General features: G+C 68.5%; 9 protein-coding genes and 3 pseudogenes. 10 read left to right on the plus strand and 2 right to left on the minus strand.

What is annotated here, in order from left to right:
- Positions 1-44 precede the first annotated feature (44 nt).
- A complete protein-coding gene (locus BG482_RS17170; protein ID WP_069769917.1) occupies positions 45-233 on the minus strand; it encodes a DUF397 domain-containing protein in 189 nt (62 codons plus the stop codon).
- A complete protein-coding gene (locus BG482_RS17175; protein ID WP_069770006.1) occupies positions 230-1,084 on the minus strand; it encodes a helix-turn-helix transcriptional regulator in 855 nt (284 codons plus the stop codon). The genes BG482_RS17170 and BG482_RS17175 overlap by 4 nt, the downstream gene beginning before the upstream one ends.
- A 162-nt stretch (positions 1,085-1,246) precedes the next feature.
- Between BG482_RS17175 and BG482_RS17180 the strand changes: the two are divergent.
- The 10 genes and pseudogenes from BG482_RS17180 to BG482_RS17215 form a co-directional block, all read left to right on the plus strand.
- Positions 1,247-1,637, plus strand: a pseudogene (locus tag BG482_RS17180) (ATP-binding protein).
- Positions 1,638-1,697: 60 nt separating this feature from the next.
- A complete protein-coding gene (locus BG482_RS17185; protein ID WP_079141863.1) occupies positions 1,698-2,990 on the plus strand; it encodes a DUF262 domain-containing protein in 1,293 nt (430 codons plus the stop codon).
- The gene (locus BG482_RS17190; protein ID WP_069769918.1) at positions 2,987-4,174 is read left to right on the plus strand and encodes a DUF3696 domain-containing protein; all 1,188 of its coding nucleotides are present in this window, start codon (positions 2,987-2,989) and stop codon (positions 4,172-4,174) included. The genes BG482_RS17185 and BG482_RS17190 overlap by 4 nt, the downstream gene beginning before the upstream one ends.
- 30 nt (positions 4,175-4,204) lie before the next feature.
- Entirely contained in the window at positions 4,205-5,170 is a 966-nt protein-coding gene (locus BG482_RS17195) for a hypothetical protein (protein ID WP_069769919.1), read from the plus strand.
- Positions 5,171-5,222: 52 nt separating this feature from the next.
- Positions 5,223-11,993, plus strand: coding sequence for a DEAD/DEAH box helicase (locus tag BG482_RS17200; protein WP_069769920.1), 6,771 nt, complete (start codon positions 5,223-5,225; stop codon positions 11,991-11,993).
- Entirely contained in the window at positions 11,990-14,257 is a 2,268-nt protein-coding gene (locus BG482_RS17205) for a UvrD-helicase domain-containing protein (RefSeq protein ID WP_069769921.1), read from the plus strand. Before BG482_RS17200 ends, BG482_RS17205 begins: the two co-directional genes overlap by 4 nt.
- Positions 14,258-15,121: 864 nt before the next feature.
- Positions 15,122-15,688 (plus strand): annotated as a pseudogene (locus BG482_RS46175) (caspase family protein); the annotation flags it as partial.
- Positions 15,689-15,988: 300 nt separating this feature from the next.
- Entirely contained in the window at positions 15,989-16,741 is a 753-nt protein-coding gene (locus BG482_RS45210; protein ID WP_256096391.1) for a hypothetical protein, read from the plus strand.
- A gap of 179 nt (positions 16,742-16,920) precedes the next feature.
- Positions 16,921-17,607, plus strand: a complete 687-nt coding sequence (locus tag BG482_RS43465) for a hypothetical protein (protein WP_141746632.1) — start codon at positions 16,921-16,923, stop codon at positions 17,605-17,607.
- Positions 17,608-17,906: 299 nt separating this feature from the next.
- Positions 17,907-18,764 (plus strand): annotated as a pseudogene (locus BG482_RS17215) (IS481 family transposase); the annotation flags it as partial.
- Between the last annotated feature and the right edge of the window lie 195 nt (positions 18,765-18,959).

Raw genomic sequence — 18,959 nt, forward strand, 5'->3', positions numbered from 1 at the left:
GCGCCCCGTGCCGGACGGATCCGGCACGGGGCGGGGCGTGAAGGTCAGCCCTGGGCGGCGTAGTTGACGAAGTCGCTCCACGCGGTGGGGGAGAGGGCGAGTTCGGGGCTCTGCCGGTCCTTGGAGTCCCGGACGTGGATCGCCTGAGTGCCCTTTGCCACCTCGACGCAAGCGTCACCGTCGGAGCCGCTGTAGCTGCTCTTGAACCAGGCCCGTTCGTCGATGCTGCTCATAGCGCTCCTCGAAGTTGCTTCAGCAGGCTCCTGGAATCCTCAGAGGTGAGAGCCTGCGAACGCAGTTTTGCATACCGCTGGAGCATGATGCTGACCTCCTTCGGGTTCGAAATCAGCATCCCGCCCCGCTGGCCCTCCGCGTAGCCGAACCACTCGTTGTCCGGGGACTCCAGGAGCATCAACGGGCCGTCGAACCCAGCGTGGTCCGGCTGGTACCGCGGCATGATCTGCAACTCGACGTTGAACTGCGAAGACCGCTCCAGGAGGCTGTCGAGCAGCTCCCGCATCACGTCGGCGCCGCCGGTGCCACGTTCGAGAAGCGCCTGCTCGATGATGAAGCTGAACGCGATCGGCGGCTTGCGGTCGAGCAGTTGTTGCCGTTTCAGCCGAGCCGCGACCTGCTCGGCCACCTGCTCCTCGTCCTTCACTGGCGGGACGCTCTCCGTCACCGCCCGCGCGTACGCCTCCGTTTGCAACAGGCCGGGAATCACTCGGCATTCGTAGGTCCACAGGGTCACCGCCTGGGCCTCCCGCCGAGCCCACTCCTGGAACCAACTCGCCAGCCCCGCCTGCCGCGTCAGATGCGGCGCAGCCCTCCGCAGGGCGCCGGTGTTCCCGGTGGCCGCCTCCCCACGCTCCACGAAGTCGCGGTCGGGCATGCGGCGCCCTTGCTCGACCGAGGCCACCGTGTGCTTCGAGAAGCGGACCAGGTCGGCGAACTGCTCGCGGCTGAGGCCCGCGTGTTCTCGTAAGGCCTGGACGACGGCGCCGAAGGTACGCAAACTGTCCGAGACCCCGGGCTCGCCGCAGCTTCCCGTTCCCGCCCCGCCATCCGTGTTCTCGTAAGCCACCACAGGCCACCTCTCGCGCACCGGTCACGCCGTACCGCTTCTGACTCGCCCCCATCGTCACGCTCGGCGACACGTACTGTCCACTTTCTGTGCACGTACGCTGACCCAGCGTACGCAGGGCATCCCTGGTGAATGATCCCGAACCGCCGCCAGATTGGGCACATGACGCCACCGTCCCCCACAACCCGCCAAGAGCCCGTCACCGTACGTGTGTTCGCCCAGCGGTTCAGCTCCACCCCGCGCGGTGCCCGCCTCGCCGGCCAACGCCGTCACGCACGGCCGTGTCCCCGGTCGGGACTTCGAGGTCGCCGTCCAGCTCCTCGGCCGGACCCTGCGGATCGAGGTCTCCGACACCCGGGGCGAGCGCCGGCCACCGGCACCCGGCGTGGCCCGCACCGCACCCCCGGCGGAGTCCGGCCGGGGCCTCCTGCTCGTGGAAGCCCTCGCCGACCGGTGGGAGGTCCTGGGCCGCCTCCCCATCGGCAAGACGGTCGTCGCCGAACTGGACCTGCCGGGCTCGACCGGCCCGGACCGTCGCGCTGACATGCCGTAAGGCCCGTCTATAGGCTGGGCCGGGAACGGCATCGAGCGGCGGCGAAGGGCAGCGGGGAGCATGACGGACCTGGAGGACAGCGCCGACGGCCGGGGTGCCGGACGAAACCGGGAGGCAGGAGCCCGGGGGTACGCCGTGGCGGGGGACGTCGACGAGCCGGACGCGCTCCTCCTGCCGCTTGGCGCGCCGCTCGAAATCGGGTCCGACGGCCGGCCGACCGGCGTGGAGCTGGAGCTCCCGGACGACGAGGACGAAGACGGCGGGGACTTCGGCGACTCCGACGGCGGCTTCGCCCTGTTCCGGCCCGACAGCATCAGGATCCAGACGGAGAGCACCACGGTCGACCTGCTGCTGTCCCGGCTGAGGGAGGGCATGATCGACCTCGCGCCGGACTTCCAGCGCAGGGCCGGGATCTGGAGTGACCGCGCGCAGAGCCGCCTGATCGAGTCGCTGCTGCTGCGCATCCCGATCTCCACCGTCTACATGGCCCAGGACGACGAGGACAAGTGGGCCGTGGTGGACGGCGTCCAGCGGCTCACCGCCATCGCGCGGTTCATGGAGCCGGGGCTCACCGGCCTCCGTCCGCTGGTTCTGAGGGGCCTGGACTACCTGCGGGACTTCAATGGCAGCTCGTACCAGAACCTGACCGGGCGGCTGAAGATCCGGCTGCGCGAGACCCAGCTCACCGTGCACGTTCTGCAGCATGGCACCCCGGAGGCCGTCAAGTACAACGTGTTCTCCCGGATCAACACCGGCGGCACGCCTCTGACGCCGCAGGAGCTGCGGCACGCGCTGGTGCGGGGGCCGGTCCGGGCGTTCCTCGCCGACCTGGCCAAGGATCCGGCGTTCGGTGAGGCCACCCGGTGGAGCGTGTCCGACGAACGGATGGCCGACCGGGAGATGGTGCTCCGCTTCCTCGCCTTCCGCGAGAGCATTCCGGCCAGGCACGAGGAGAAGGACTTCGGCAAGTTCCTCATCGACGCGATGCAAAAGGTCAACGCGCTCACCGACGAGCGCCGGGAGCAGTTGGCGCGGGAGTTCCGGGTGGCCATGCGGTGCGCGCGTGACCTGTTCGGTGACCATGCCTTCCGCAAGTGGCGTGGAGGGAAGCGCAGTTCTCCCGCCATCAACAAGGCGCTGTTCGAGACGATCTCGGTCGAACTCGCGCTACTCGATGATCAGGAGCGAGCCAGGCTGGTAGCGTCTCGCGAGAAGGTGATCGACAGGTTCGTCGAGCTCATGGGCGACTGGGACTTCGACCGGTCGATCTCCGTGGGCACCGGGGGCCCGGCGAAGATCCGCACCAGATTCACTTACGTGGCACGACTGTTCCGAGGGGTGGCCGAACAGTGATCGACCGTCTGACGCTGCACAACTTCAAGGCGTTCCAGGACGCGTCACTGCCGCTGGGCCCCCTCACCCTCCTCACCGGACTCAACTCGTCCGGCAAGAGCAGCGTCCTCCAGTCGATCGCGCTGCTGCGCCAGTCATACGAGGCGGGCGACCTCGACGTCTCCCGGCTCCTGCCCGAGGCGCGACGGGCCGGATTCCTGGGCGAAGTCGGCAACCAGGGCTTCCTACTCAAGGGCGAACTCGTCGGACTCGGCACCGGGGACGACGTCCTGCACGAGGACTTCACCGAGGAAGAGCCGCTGATCGGACTCGGCGTAGACGAGGGGCCGTACCACTACAGCTGGACCGTCGCGTACGAGGCCGAGCAGAACCTGCTGCCCCTGCGGGACGTGGAGTCGCCGCTCACCTCGGAGGGGGCCGCCGCCCCCACCGGACCCGAGGCCGTGACGCCCTCGTTCCTCACCGCTCCCTTCCAGTACCTGCACGCAGACCGGATCTCGCCCGCCGAGTTCTACCCGCGCGACCACCACGCCGTCATGGGCCGCGGCTTTCTCGGCGTACGTGGCGAACACACCGTCAACTTTCTGCGCATCCACGCCAGTGACACGGTCCCGGCAGGCCCGTTGCGCCATCCGGGGGCCGAGTCGGACCAGTTGCGCCACCAGGTCGCCGCCTGGATGGGCGATCTCTGCCCCGGCGTGGACATCGAGGCGGAGGCCATCAAGGGCGCCGATGCGGTGAGCCTCTCGTACGGGTTCCAGGGCTCGCTCGGCGCCACCAAGCGGCGCCGTCCCAGTAACGTCGGATTCGGCCTCACCTACGTCCTGCCGATCGTGGTCGCCTGCCTCACCGCCCGGCCCGGCTCCCTGGTCCTCCTGGAGAACCCGGAGGCGCATCTCCACCCGATGGGGCAGACCCGGATGGCGGAGCTGGCCGCGGCGACCGCCGCGCAGGGCGCCCAGGTGATCATGGAGACGCACAGCGACCACGTCGTCAACGGGGTGCGGCTCGCGGTGAAGAAGGGGCGGATCACGCCCGGCCAGGCGGTGTTCCACTACTTCCGTGGGGACGGCACCGGCGTGGAGGTCGTCAGCCCGCAGGTCAACGCGGACGGCAAGCTCGATCAGTGGCCCGCCGGATTCTTCGACGAGTTCGAGAACACGCTCGACCAGCTCATCGGCTGACACTGCACGGATCGTGGCGGAGGGGGACACATGCCGCACCTGTTTCTGAACGAGAGGTCCTGCGGAATCACAGCCGACCCGGACCGGGTCAACCGTGCCATGAACGAGATGGTCGCGGCCGTACTCGCCATGGCCCGTGCGGACCGGAAGGGCACGGCGCTGATCACCCACGCGGCCAGCCTGCTGGTGTTGGAACTCGCTCGCGGGCACTCGATCAGCAAGTGGATGGGCGCCCCGGGAACCGACAGGGATGCACGGGTGCTTCTGAAAGGACTCGATGACAAGTCGCCTTTCAGGACGGTCTTTCCCGAAGGCGAGACCTACTCCGGCCTCGAATACCGGCACGGCGGTGAGGCCGTGGAAGGGTTGGGCTGGGCGCATGAGCTGGGCGGAATCGGTATCTCCCTGCCTCTGGAAACGCGCTGGGACGTGGACCGGATCACCCTCGAACGGGAGGAACTCCTCGACGACGAGGACGGCGGTTCGGCGCTCACCGAGGTCGAGGTCCGGCACGCCGCACGCGCCGAGCACGTCGACACCCACCTGCCGTGGATCCGGCGTGGAGCGGACTCCGCCCGGCATAAGGCCGTCGAAGGCCTGCGGTCCGGCACCGAACTGTGGGGCCTGAAGTCGGACCTCTTCCCGCTCCTCCAGTTCACCCGCCAGGCCGAGCAGCACTTCGCCGAACTCCCCGAGGTGTGGGTGCGGCCGGTGGGCGAGCGGCTCGGAGAACTCCAGGACGCCGTCAGCGACTGGGACCCGCGACAGCGGCCCATCTCGCCCCAGTGGCGTTCCTATGTCCGCACTGAGTTCGAGTCCCGCCGACGTTACTGCTGGTTCCCCGAGGACGACGGCAAGCAGGAGCTGTTCGACTGGCACTGCGAGTTCCTGCCGAAGCCGGGCCGTATGCACTTCCGGCTGCTCCACGACGAGCGCACCCTGCGCATCGCGTACGTCGGGCGGAAACTCGGCAAGGGAGGGGCCCCGATACCGTAGACCCTCGAACCGGTCACGACCGGCCCCACCAGCACCAAGAAGGAGCGCGCGCGTGCGTCCCACCCTCGCCGCCGACCAGGTACGGGACAGTCTGAGCCAGTACCTCGCGACGACGTACGCGCTGGCCGACGAGAGCACGCGTCGGGCCCTGGAGAACTTCCTCGGCGACCCCGAGGACGGCATCTTCCGCGGCCCCTACCTCCGGGTCCGCACACCCTTCCGGCCCGCCGACGGCACGGACTGGAAGCGGCACCTGACCTGGTACCCCGACCTGACCCCGTACCGGCACCAGGAGCAGGCCTGGGAACGGCTGTCCACACTGCACGGTCCGGCGCGGCCCACCCTCGTCACCACGGGCACCGGCTCCGGGAAGACCGAGTCGTTCCTGATTCCGCTGCTCGACCACTGCTACCGCGCACGGCAGGCCGGCCGGGAGGGCGTCAAAGCGATCCTGCTCTACCCCATGAACGCCCTCGCCACCGACCAGGCCCACCGCATCGGCGAGCGGCTCGGCGACCCCAATGACACCCGGCTGCGCGACGCGGGCGTACGGGCCGCGCTCTACATCGGCGACACACCGTCGCAGGAGTTCAAGCAGGCCAACCCGACGATCACCGTCGACCGGGACGAGATCCGGCGCACCGTACCGGACATCCTGATCACCAACTACAAGATGCTCGACCTCCTCCTGCAGCGGCCCGAGGACCGGCGGCTGTGGCAGGACCCGGCGCTCGCGTACGTCGTCCTCGACGAGTTCCACACCTACGACGGCGCCCAGGGCACGGACGTCGCGATGCTGCTGCGCCGCCTGGGGTCGGTCACCGGGCTCGCCGAACCCGGCCGCCCACTGGGGCCGGTCTGCCCCGTCGCCACCTCCGCCACACTTGGCGAGAACGGCGCAGGCAACAGCCGGGTGGGAATGAGGGAAGTCGCCGAGCAGGTCTTCGGCGTACCGTTCCCGCCCGACGCTGTCGTGGGCGAGGACCGGCGCTCCACCAAGGACTTCACCGGCGAGAGCGACTTCAGCCTGCCGTTCCCCTCGCCCGAGGAGGTCGACGCCCTCGGCGACCCCACCCGTGACGCGGGTGCCATGGACGACCTCGTGGCCAAGTTCACCAGCCTGAGCGGACCGACTCCCGAGGAGCTCGGGGCCGTGCTGCGCCGCCACCGGCTGACCGCGGCCGTCCTGGAGATCCTCGACGGCACCCCGAAGACCCTCGCCGAGATCACCGAGGTACTGCCCCGCTACGCCTACCACTGGGGCGTGGCCGTCCAGCAACGCCCGCGTCTCGCCGCCCGCGCCCTCGCCCGCTACGTCGCCCTCCTGTCGTACGCCCGCGACCCGGAGCACCCCGGACGGCCGTTGCTGTCCATCGAGATCCACCACTGGGTGCGCTCCGTCTCCCGCGTGCTGCGCGGCATCGGCGTGGCGCGCGCCGAGTTCCGCTGGGACGACGAACGCGTGACCTCCCGCGGAGCCCTGACCCACAAGGACCCGGGTCCGGCCGCCCGGCGCTCCCCGTACGACGGGGAGGAGCCCGCCGTACCGCTCGATGCCGCCGAGCAGGCCGCCGTTCCCGCCGACGACAGCGCACCACCGCCCGCCGAGGTCTTCCTGCCGGCCGTGTTCTGCCGAGAGTGCGGACGCTCCGGCTGGGCCGCGTACTCACCCGAGGTCGACCCCGCCGAACTCGACCTGAACGCCACGAAAATCCGCCGCGCCTCGGTCGGGCGCGACAAACGCCGGGTGCGCAACATGATCGCCGCGACCCCGCGGGAAGTGCACCAGGCGGCATACGGAGCCGGACCCGAACGCCGGCGCGGCGGATCCACCGTCATGGTCCTGGAAGGCAGCGGTGGACGGCTGCGGCCCCTGTCACCCGAGACCGACTTCACCGACGCGGAAGATCCGGAAGGCGCGGACGGGCCGCGCCGGCCACGGGCCCTGCACAACGCCGCGTTCGTCCACGTCGACCTCTCGGGCGACCGGGCCGCCGAACGCGACCAGTGCCCCGCCTGCCACACCGCCAACTCCATCCGCTACCTCGGCACCGGCCTCGCCGCGCTCGCCGCCGCCGCCATCACCCAGCTCTTCACCGGCGGCGAACTCGACAGGAACCTCAAGGAGAACAAGACCCTCCTCTTCAACGACTCCGTCCAGGACGCCGCCCACCGAGCCGGATACGTCGCCAGCCGCTCCTACACGTTCTCGCTGCGCGCCCTCCTCGCCAGCCGCATCGACGAGAACGAACCGATCCCCCTGAACGACCTGGCCGCCGACCTGATAGAGGACGTCGTCGACAGCAAGGCCGTGCAGGCCGCCGTCATCCCGCCGGACCTGCACCCGGTGCGCGGCGTGGACACGCTGCTGTCCGGCCGCAGCCGTGGCTCCCGGCCCACGTGGGAACTGATCGCGCAGCGCCTGGCGTTCGCCACCGTCATGGAGTTCGGCCTGCGGTCCCGGCAGGGCCGCACCCTGGAGCTCACCCGCACGGTCGCCGCCGACGTGCCCCTGACGGACCCCGATGCCGTGGCGGACCTCGTACGGGAGCTCCTGCTCACCACACCCGGAGAGATCGCCTTCGCGGACGGGTCGGTCGCCGGGCCCGACCAGTACGTCGGATTCGTGCGCGGTCTGCTGGAACGCATGCGCATCCGGGGTGCCGTCCGGCACGCCTGGCTGGACCCCTGGCTGGACCAGGCCGGGGTGCGCCGGTGGGCGATCTGGGGCGGGCGCGAGCCCGGGATGCCCGCCTTCCCACGGGGCGTGTCCGCGCCCGCCTTCCTGCTCGGTACGCCGAAGCAGGGCAGCGAGGACTTCGACGTGCTCACCGGCCGCCTCGGCTGGTACCAGGACTGGGCCGTGCGCGCCCTCGGCCTGCGACCGGAGACAGCCGCCGTCTTCCTGTCCCGGCTGCTGCCCGCGCTCGTCGACCTGGGCGTCGTCTCGGTACGCACCGCGCTCGACGGCGCCACCCGCGTCTACGGCCTCCAGCCCGGCCACATCCAGGTCCGCAAACTCGCCGACGACACCGTTCCCGACGCCACCGCGCACTGTCCGCAGTGCTTCTGGGAACAGACCGTCCATCCCGACCTCGCCGACCAGTGGCACGGCCTGCCCTGCCCCCGCTACCGCTGCGACGGCATCCTGAACACCGGCCGCGATCTGGACAGCGGACTGCGCCAGCGGGACTTCACCGACGACTTCTACCGGCGCATGTACCGCGAGGCCGGTGTCTTCACCATCAACACCGCCGAACACACCGGCGCCCTCAGCCGGGCCCGGCGTGAGGCGGTGGAGAAGGCGTTCCGGGACGGTATCGACGTCCACTACGCCAACCCCCAGGTGCTGTCCTGCACCCCCACCCTCGAACTCGGCATCGACATCGGTGACCTCTCCGCCGTCGTCCTGGCCTCCCTGCCCAAGGGCCCGGCCAACTACATCCAGCGCGTCGGACGGGCCGGCCGCGCCACCGGCAACGCCTACCTGCTGACCATGGTCGACCGGGGCCCGCGCGACCGTTACTACCTCGAAGAACCCCGGCTCATGATCGCCGGGGACGTCCTGCCGCCAGGCTGCTACCTGTCCGCCGCCGAGATCCTGCGCCGCCAGTACCTGGCCCACCTCCTCGACCTCGCGGGCGCCGGACGGCTCACCGCTCCCGACGGGACGCCCCTGCGGCCACTGCCGGCACGCGCCACCGAACTGTTCGGAACGTCGGCCTGGCAGGCCGAGTTCACCGAAGCCGCCCTCGCCGACGGCCCTCGGCTCGTACGAGACTTTCTGGACCTCTTCCCGTCGTACGACGAGACCCGTGGCACCGGCGTCGACCCGCAGGCCCGCGCGGCCCTCGTCACCTACGCCACCGACCCGGGCGAGGAGGGACTCGGCGGTGCCCTGGAATCGGCGCGCCGACGCTGGGAGGACCGCCGCGCCGAACTCCAGCGCCGGACCGAGGCCATCGACCAGGCGCACGGACTGCTCGTCGCAGGCGACCCCGACCACGAACGGCAGGGCCGTGAACTGCGTGCCGAACGCCGCGACGTGGCACGTGTCGCCCGCGACATCGCCCGTACCACCGCGCACGGGGCGCTCGTCGATCTCGGTCTGCTGCCCAACTACAGCCTGATCGACTCCGCCACCGAACTCGAAGCCACTCTCACCTGGACCGAGAAGACCGCCGACGGCCGGCGCGAGAACCACAACAAGACCATCCCCCACCGCCGTCCCGCCCGCCTCGCCCTCACCGAGTTCGCGCCCGGAAACCACTACTACGCGCAGGGCTACAAGCACCGCGTCACCGGACTGGACATCGGCAGCCCCGGCCGCCCGGCCTGGCTCTGGTGGCGGATCTGCCCCGACTGCGGCCACGTCCGCACCCACCGGGCCGAACAGGACGCCTCACTCTGCCCACGCTGCCGCTCCGCGGCCATCGGAGACGTCGGCTGCCTGCACAAGGTGCTCGTACCGCGCCGCGTCACTGCCCGGGACGAACGCGACGACGTCCGCGTACGCGACGACAGCGACGAACGGGAGCGACGGCACTACACCGTCGTCCCCGCCGTCGACATCGACGCGCGCGATGTCGAAGTGGCCTGGAAACACCAACACGTCACCTTTGGCTGGGAGTTCACTCGCCAGGCGCACATCCGCCACATCAACGTCGGAGCCGCCCGGGTGGACGGCGGCACCGACACGGCCTTCGCCGGGCGGGAGATCCGCCTCAACCCCTTCTGGGTGTGCGACGCGTGCGGCTTCGCCGACCCGGACGGCGGACCCGCCGCGCACGACGCGGGCGACACGTCCGCGGCCGCCAAGTACCACCGGCCCTGGTGCCCCAGGCGTCGTGCCGACGCCGCCACCGCCCGACGGGGCGAACGGGTCCTGCTCGCCCACGAACTGCGCACCGACGCCCTGCGCATCCTCATCCCCGCCGTCACCGCGTACACCCAGGAACGCCTCGCGTCCTTCAAGGCGCTGCTGCTGGCCGGGATCGCCCGCAGCTACGGCGGCGACCCCGACCACCTCGCCGTCGTCACCGACTCCATGCCCGACGAGGGCGGCGAGGCAGCGCACCGCCGCCACTTTCTGGTGCTCTACGACACCCTCCCCGGCGGCACGGGGTATCTGCACCGCCTCTCCGGCCGGGACGGGCTCAAGGGCGTCCTGGAGGACGCGCGTGAGGTCGTCGAGACCTGCGTGTGCGTGACGCAGGGCCGGACCGCCTGCCACCGCTGCCTGCTGCGGCACGTCACCGACAGCGAGTACGAACTGGTCTCCCGCGAGCACGCCCTGGACATGCTGGGCGACCTGTTCGGCCGGACCGCCGACGGGTGGAGCGTCGAACCGGTCGCCACCACGCGGGACATCACCCTCGTCCACCAGGTGGAGAGCGAACTGGAGGCCCTCTTCCGGCGCGGGCTGCTGGAGTGGGCCGAGCGCGTGGCCGATGTCAGCGTGCGCACCGCGCTCACCGCCGACGGCACCAGGGACACCACCCTGCGCTTCACCGCACCAGACGGAACCGTCCGCGGCTGGCGGATGGAGACCCAGACCCCGCTCGGCTTCACCCGGCCGGACGTGGTCTTCCGGAGCACCGACGACGACCGCCGCGTCGCCGTCTACCTCGACGGGTACCGCTACCACGCGAGCCCCGCGCACCTCACCGCCGAGGAGGACACGGCCAAGCGCACCCGGCTGCGCACCGAGGGCTGGCAGGTCTTCCAGCTCACTTGGGACGACGTACGGGCCTGGACCGGGCAGGCCAGGCCGCCCGCCGATCCCGCGTGGAAGCCGTACCCGAACACGGCGCAGAAGGCCGCCATGGACGTCCACCGACGCATGCACGCCGGAGACACCCGCGACCTGCCGCGCCTGATGTGGGCCAACCCGGTGGACACACTGATCGGCTACCTCACCGACCCCGACCCCGGCCTGTGGCGGCGGCGCACCCAGAGCACGCTCGCCGGCTTCGCCGCCGTGTCGGCGACCAGCAGGGCCCTGGCCGACGGCGAGGACATCGCACGCAGGATCGGCGAGGCGCTGCACGGGCGGCGGCTCGCCGGGGGACACGGCGCCGTCCAGGTCATGGCGACCCGGGACACGTCGGGATGCCCGCTCACCATCGTGCTCGACCTGCGCCGGGGACAGACCGGGGCGGTTTGGACGGCGCTGACCGTACTCGACGACGACACGGACACGGCCGCGGCGGACGAGGCAGCCCATCGCAGGCGCTGGCAGGCATGGCTGTACTGGAGCAACCTGCTCCAGTTCCTCGACGCGGGCGAGGGGGACGGAGCCCAGCTCACGACGGGCATGCTGCCCGGATTCGACCCCGCCGAGCTGGCGGTCACCGGGGGAGCCGGATGGCTCACCTCGCAGCGCCGGGCGCACGAAGCGGCGGCGGACGGACCGGTGCCGGAAACGGACCGAGCGGGCGCCGCCGAGCAGGCCCCCGCGGCCGTACGCGATCCGGCCTGGGACGAGGTCATCGAGTTCCTCGTCGACGATCCCGGGCTGCCCGCTCTCGCCCGGTCGCTCGCCCACCGGGGCCTGCCCGCACCGGCGGCCGGCTACGAGCTGGGAGCAGCCGCCTGGCCCGCAGAACTCGCCTGGCCCGCCCCGCGCGTAGGCGTCGTTCTCGCACACCGGCCGGACCCGGTGACCGCACGGGACATCGACGCCGAACAACGGGACCGGGCCTACCGGGAGGCGGGGTGGCAGGTCCGTACCGCGACGGAATGGGACGCCGACGAACTCGCCCGGCTGGTGGACTGCGACACCCTCAGGGCGACGAACGAGCACGAGGAGAACGAGCGATGACGGTCACCGGCACGCCGAGGACGGGCGTGACCCTGCGCCTGCTCGACAAGGCCGACAAGGAAATCGTCAGGCTGGACCGCGCGGTCCTCGGGGCGTTCTACAAGTTCCAGCACGACTTCCGCCGCAACCCCGACGCCGGCGGGTTCCAGCTCAAGCAGTTGGAAGGCCACGACCGGCTCTGGTCGGCGCGCGTCAACCGGGAGTGGCGGGCCCTGATGATCCGCCTCGGCGACGACGACTGGCTGCTCGTCTCGGTCAAGCACCGCAGCCACGTCCACCAGAACCTGGGCCGGTTCAACTACGGCATCAACCACATCACCGGCGCCATCGAGTACGTAGACCTCCAGGTCGTCGAGGAGGGCGCGCTCCGCCGTGAACTCACGCCGGAGCAGGTCGACGTGCCGGGTCCTTCGGGCGGACCGGAGCCGACGGAGAAACCCCTCTTCGCCGCGTACACCGACGAGCAGCTCGCGGACCTCGGCGTCGCCGGGCCGCTCATCCCGCTCGTCCGGAAGCTCACCACGGACGACGAACTGCTCGGTCTCGCCGAGTACGCCCCCCGGCACACCGGGGAAGTCCTCCTGCGGCTGCGCGACGGCGTTCCGTACCAGGAGGTCATGGAACAGGTCACCGCGCCCGTCGCCGTGACCGAGCCGGAGAAGAACCTCGACACCGACGACTGGCAGGCGGCGCTCGACCGCTCCCAGACTGTGGTGATCACCGACGACGAATCACTGCAGAGCATCCTGGAGGAGGGCGACTTCGGACGCTGGAAGGTCTTCCTGCACCCCACCCAGGAGAAGCTCGTCCACCGGCGCTACTCCGGCCCCGCGCGGGTCGGCGGCGGCCCGGGGACGGGCAAGACGATCGTCGCCCTCCACCGCGTGTGCCATCTGGTGCGACAGCTCCCGCCCGGCCGCACCAGGCCCGTCCTGCTCACCACGTTCAACCGGAACCTCGCCGCGGACCTGCGGTCCCGGCTGCTCTCCCTCGGCGGCCCCGAGGTTCTGGCCCGCGTCGACATCACCCACGTCGACCAGCTCGCCACCCGCATCGTCAGCGAGGCCGACCCGGGTAACGCGAAGCGGCGGATCGACGACACGGCCGCGCTGCGCGAGTGGCGGGCGCTCCTGGTGGAGGCCGGGGAGACCCGCTGGAGCGCCGAGTTCCTCAGCGACGAGTGGAACCAGGTGATCCTCGGCCAGGCGGTGACGTCCAGGAGCGAGTACTTCACCGTCCGGCGGGCCGGGCGGGGCCGCAGCGTCACCCGCGTCGAACGCGCCGGCATCTGGCAGCTCGCCGAACGCTTCACCCAGCGTCTGGAGACCAAGGGACTGGAGACACACCGCCAGGTCGCGGAGCGCGCCGCACGGCTGGAGGCCGCCCGCCGGGCCAGGATCGACCGGCTGTCGGAGGAACGCGAGGAACGCGGTGGTCTCGAAAACCGCCACGTCGAGGCCGGCTCCAGTGCCCGGCTGAACCACCGCTACCGGCACATCGTGGTCGACGAGGCCCAGGACCTCAGCCCCGCCCACTGGAAGATGCTGCGCGCCATGGCGCCCGCCGCACCCGACGACATCTTCCTGGTCGGCGACACCCACCAGCGGATCTACGACAACCAGGTCACCCTCGGCAGTTTGGGTGTCCACATCCGCGGCCGTTCCTCCCGACTGACCCTCAGCTACCGCACGACCCGGGAGATCCTCCGGGCCGCCGTCCGGGTCCTGGACGACGCCGACTACGACGACCTCGACGGCAGCACCGACACACTCGCCGGATACCGCTCGGTCCTCCACGGCCGGTCCCCGTCACTGCGCGGCGCCCGGAGCTGGGACGAGGAGATGGACCTCGTCGTGGAGCAACTGCGGGCCTGGCACGACGTCCCCCGCGAGTCCACGGCCGTCTGCGTCCCGACCAACGACATGGTCACCCAACTCGCCGACCGCCTCGCCCGCCGCGGCATCACGCCGACGGAAATCACACCGGACGGGCCGCGCGGCGACCAGGGCGTCCACATCGGCACCATGTACCGCTTCAAGGGACTGGAGTACCGCTGCCTGATCATCGCCGGGGTGGCCGAGGGGCTCGTCCCCCGCGCTTCCGTGGACGCGTGGGAACACACGGATCCGAGCCGTCATCAGCGAGAGCTGCACCGGGCGCGCTCGCTGCTCTTCGTCGCGGCGACCCGTCCCCGTGACGCACTCGCCATCACCTGGCACGGCGAGCCGAGCCGCTTCCTGGCGCCGTTGCTTCCGCCCAGGTGAGGAGAGGTACGCCCTTCATCAGAATCACCCCCAGCCCACGCAGTGCACTCGTTTCATTGGGCTGCACCACCGTTGCGCCGCGGTTGGCGCTCGCCAGAGGTTGGACCATAGCGGCCAGCAGCGCGTTCTTTTCCTGGCCAGCCGATTACGGTTGTGGCCTCGACTTCTTCTTGCCCTGGGCCTTGCCGGGGATCTTGGTGAGCTGCGTTTTCGCTGGTCAGAGGCGGTGGGCTCGTGCGCCTGGTGGTCGTCGTTGGTCGTCATTGGCCGCTGTTGAGCATCGTCGGTCGGCCCCAAGACGGCCCAGCTTCGGCCCGCTTGACTGACGGCCGGTATTTTCGACACGCCCCGTCTCAGCTCAGCCGACGACAGTCAGCCACGACGGCGAGAACGCCGACCGACCACGCACGCGTATGCCTCGCTGCACCCCCACCGGCTTCAACCACGCTGCCAATGCCGTCGACCAGAGCGAGCCACGACGACCGACCCGTCAGGACGACGCCTAAGCCATCGGCTTGGGAAGCTCCGATTCTTGGCGGCGGTTGCTGCTCTGCCCCCGCACGGACCGCATGATCTAGCACGTGAACGGCACGGCCTCTTCCTCTGGCAGAGAGGGTTCCGGGTGGACGCTTGAGCCTCAGCCGCGACAGTCAGCCACGGTGCTGGATGTGCCGACGGATCAGGCGGGCGTGTGCCGCCGCACTCACCACCGAGCCTCAGCCGCGTTACCCGGTGAAGTCCCTCAGAGCAGGTCGCGTCGACATATGCAATCACACCGCAACAGCACCGAATTTGTCCGATTTGCGCACGAGGTCAACTTGTGATCAATTTGTATGGAAGGGGCCAGGCCGAGGGGCGGTAGCTATGACTCGGTGTGTTGCACTCGTGATCGGCGTCGGGGACGTAGAAGGGTTCCGGGTCCTTCCAGATGCTCGTGATGACGCTCGGAGGTTCGCCAAGTGGGCTTCGTCACAAGGGTTCAGAGTGATCGAAAAGATCGATGATCACGCCGAAGTCACGATCCACGATCTACGCGACGTCGCCAATGAGCTACACAAGGAAGCTACGACGACCCGTCAGATATCCAAGCTCTTCTTTTACTTCGCGGGTCACGGCGTCTGTGATGGAGACAGTGACGTTCTTCTGCTGACGAGGGCGAAGTTCGACGGGCATGAAGCCATCAACTTGTCGCGTACCATGAATTGTTCCCGAGCGTGCAAGATCCCTCACGTAGGGTTCTTCATCGACGCTTGCCGGATCTTGCCTGATGTCTATGCACAGGGCCTCCCCCTCTTCCCTGGCCGCTTGTCTCAGGACAAGGTGTACCTAGACGAGTTCTATGCTGCGTACCCGGGGAGGCCGGCACATGCCCTGCGACCTGACGAGGACCCTGCCTCTGTGGGCTATGGGGTGTATACCGAATGCCTCCTTGACGCGCTATGGGGTCGGGCCAGGGAGGCTATCCGGCTCACTCCTGGCGGAGAGCACCCCCGAGCTGTCATCGCCGAAAGCCTTGAAGGCTATCTGGATACGGCAGTCCGGCGACGGGCAGGGGAGCATCGAATTGTTCAGGTGCCTCAGACTGAGGCTCGATCTCGCTGGCAGCCGCACGTGATCTCATGGATACCGGGGGACTCGGATGAACCAGTAGGTGAGTCTGAGGATGACGCGGAGCGTAGCAGCGAGGCTAACCGACGTAAGGGCGATGCTTCCCACCAAGAGCCAGCGGAAATGACTGCCGAGATTGCAGCTAACCGATCAGCCATTTCCTCTGCCGTGGAGTCGATGGCCGACGGGATGACTATTTCTCTTGTCGGCGCACAGGCCAAAAGTGCCGAGGTGAGTCGGGCTGGAACAGTCGAGCAATTTCCCGCTAGTCAGAGTGCTTGGCATTTCCGTGCTCCGCACAGCAAGCCTGGACCTATCATGCTTCACTTGGACAAGTCCTGGGAGAGACGAAGCATATGGCCAGCCTTTATGGTACTTCCGGGCTATCTCACACAGGTCCGGGTCGGGCTACGCGGAGTCGAGCAAGTTGCCTTCCTTAAATTTGCCTCAAACAACCAACCCGATGTGCTGGCGTGGGCCGTGACCTATGCACGTTGGGGCGGTCTCATTTCCAAGAACCCAAGGGTTGTCGATGCGCTATACGAAACATCCAACCCGACCTTGGCTGTATTGATGGCGCATGCGTTCCACAGGCAAGGTGAAATCGACGAGATACGTAAGCTGCTCAACCATTTTCGCGAGAGGCAAATGCCCATTCCATTCGACGTAGCCTTGCTCGGCGAAGGCAGGTTTCCCCACGAACGGGACGTATTCCCAAATTACCCTTGGACAGTTCGAGGGTGGAATATTCTCGCAGATACAAAGTATGGAGGGTTCGAAAGGGCGGTAAGGCCTTACTTGGCTCCCGCTTTCTGGACAACCCTTCTTGACCCACCTCCAAAGCTAGTGGAGCAAATGGTTCATCACGACTGCTGAGTAGTGAGGACTGGGAGGACGTTGTGCGACTCGTTTTCGTGCACGGACGTGCTCAAGGAAACTCGAGCAGCGAAGAAATAAAGACCAGCTGGCTACGCGCTCTGCGGCGCGGATGTCGACGTGCTGGCGTTGACCTCCCTGACCCTCTCGATATCCATGCTCCTTTCTATGCAAAGGATTTGGATGAAGACACGGCGGCTGGACCCCCGAGAGCCATCGTGCGCGGAAGCGGAGCCGCTCCCGATCCATTCGAAGAAGAACTCGTTCTAGATATAGCAAAAAGAGCCGGAATTACAAATGCCGAGATTACCGCAGAGCTTAATGAGCCGGTAGTCGCGCGTGCTCCCGAGAACTGGCAGTGGGTGCAAGCGGCAGGTCGTTTGATCTGTCGCAAGGTTCCGTTCATAACAGCCTCTTTCATTCGCCAGTTCACTGCGGACGTGCATGCGTATCTAATGTTCCCGGATGCGCGTGAAACGGTAAATGAAATCGTCTCTGAAGAACTTGGCGACGGCCCAGCGGTGCTAGTGAGTCATTCGCTGGGCACTGTCGTTGCCTACTGCGTTCTTCTGGAGAGCGAGTGCGACGTCCCCCTGTTTGTCACATTGGGCTCACCGTTGGGCATTCCGACGATCAAAGATGCACTCCCTCGTTTGACTAAGCCCCCAAGCGTTAATCAATGGTTTAACGCGGCGGACCGCCGTGACCCGATTGCGCTATTTCAGCGGCTAGATCGAGATAATTTTCCAGCCAAGATTGAAAATGTCGACGACATCAAGAATCCCAGGAGTAATCCACATGGGATTCTTGGATATCTCAGGGATCAGATTGTAAGTGAGAAAGTGGCAAACTCGCTAGCCGCCTAACGCTGCCTTGGGCGGCTGTTTGCTGTGTGCGCGGCACGGGCGCTGGCCGGGCTGGAGCGGGGCGAAGACAGGAGCGCAGGCCCGGCCGGGGGCCGGGCCGCGCGCGGTGAGCGGAGCGAGCCGCCTTGAACCCGTGAAGAAGGTTGTTACTCAGTCGGCGTCTGGGGCGTGTCCGGTCCCGGGAGATGCTTGACACTTCGGTCCCAGCTGATGGTTGACAGTGGCCGTGATCGGCTTTTCTGTGCACGTCGTTGCGGCGTGCGGCGTGCGGCGGGAGGCCGGGATTGGCGCTGGTGGAGTTGTCGGTTGTCGAGCAGAGATACCGGGCTGTGCTTGCGGTGCTGGCACGTGCGACGGTGACGGAGATCGCGGCTCAGCTGGGGGTGTCGCGGCAGACGGTGAGCGGGTGGAAGTCCCGGTATGAGGCCTCGGGGCTGGCCGGGCTGGCGGACCGTTCGCGTAGGCCGGCGTCGTGTCCGCATCAGGCCTCTGCTGAGGTCGAGGCGGCCGTGCGTGAGCTGCGGCGTCAGCATCCGCGGTGCGGTCCGCGGCGGATCGCTCATGTGCTGGAGCGGTCCGGGACGGTAGGGCCAGTGCCGTCCCGGATGACCGTGTATCGGATCCTGGTTCGCCATGGCCTGGTGGAGCCGGGGGTGCGGCGTCGGAAGCGCTCGGGTTACAAGCGCTGGCAGCGGGACCGTGCGATGCAGCTGTGGCAGATGGACATCGTCGGCGGGGTGATGCTGGTCGACCCGGTGACCGGGGAGCTGACCGAGGCCAAGATCGTGACCGGTGTGGATGATCATTCCCGGTTTTGCGTGATTGCGTCGGTGGTCGAGCGGGCGACGGGGCGGGCGGTGTGCGCGGCGTTCGCCCGGGCCTTGCAGACGTTCGGGGTGCCGGAGGAGGTGCTGACGGACAACGGCAAGCAGTTCACCGCCCGGTTCGGCCGTGGTGGTGAGGTGCTGTTCGACCGGATCTGCCGGGAGAACGGGATCGCGCACCGGCTGACGCAGCCGGCGTCGCCGACCACGACGGGGAAGGTCGAGCGGTTTCATCAGACGCTGCGGCGTGAACTCGTCGACGACGACTGTGGTGCGTTCGAGAGCGTCGGGGCGGCTCAGGCTGCGTTGGATGAGTGGGGTGAGGAGTACAACTGAGGCGAAAGCGCAGAGAAACGCTAGGCCCTCAACAGCGCCCCGCCATCAGCAGCGGATGCGGCTTGTATTGGCATTCGGTGCCACGAAGCACGCGCCGCCAGCAGCTCCTCATTCAAGGTCCCCGTCATTGGCGAGCATCCCGTCGGACAGGCCCGTGCGCTGGCTCAGCCAGTCGTACGAGGGCGCGACGAT

This window comes from Streptomyces sp. LUP30 (genome assembly GCF_001746365.1).
Lineage (GTDB): Bacteria > Actinomycetota > Actinomycetes > Streptomycetales > Streptomycetaceae > Streptomyces.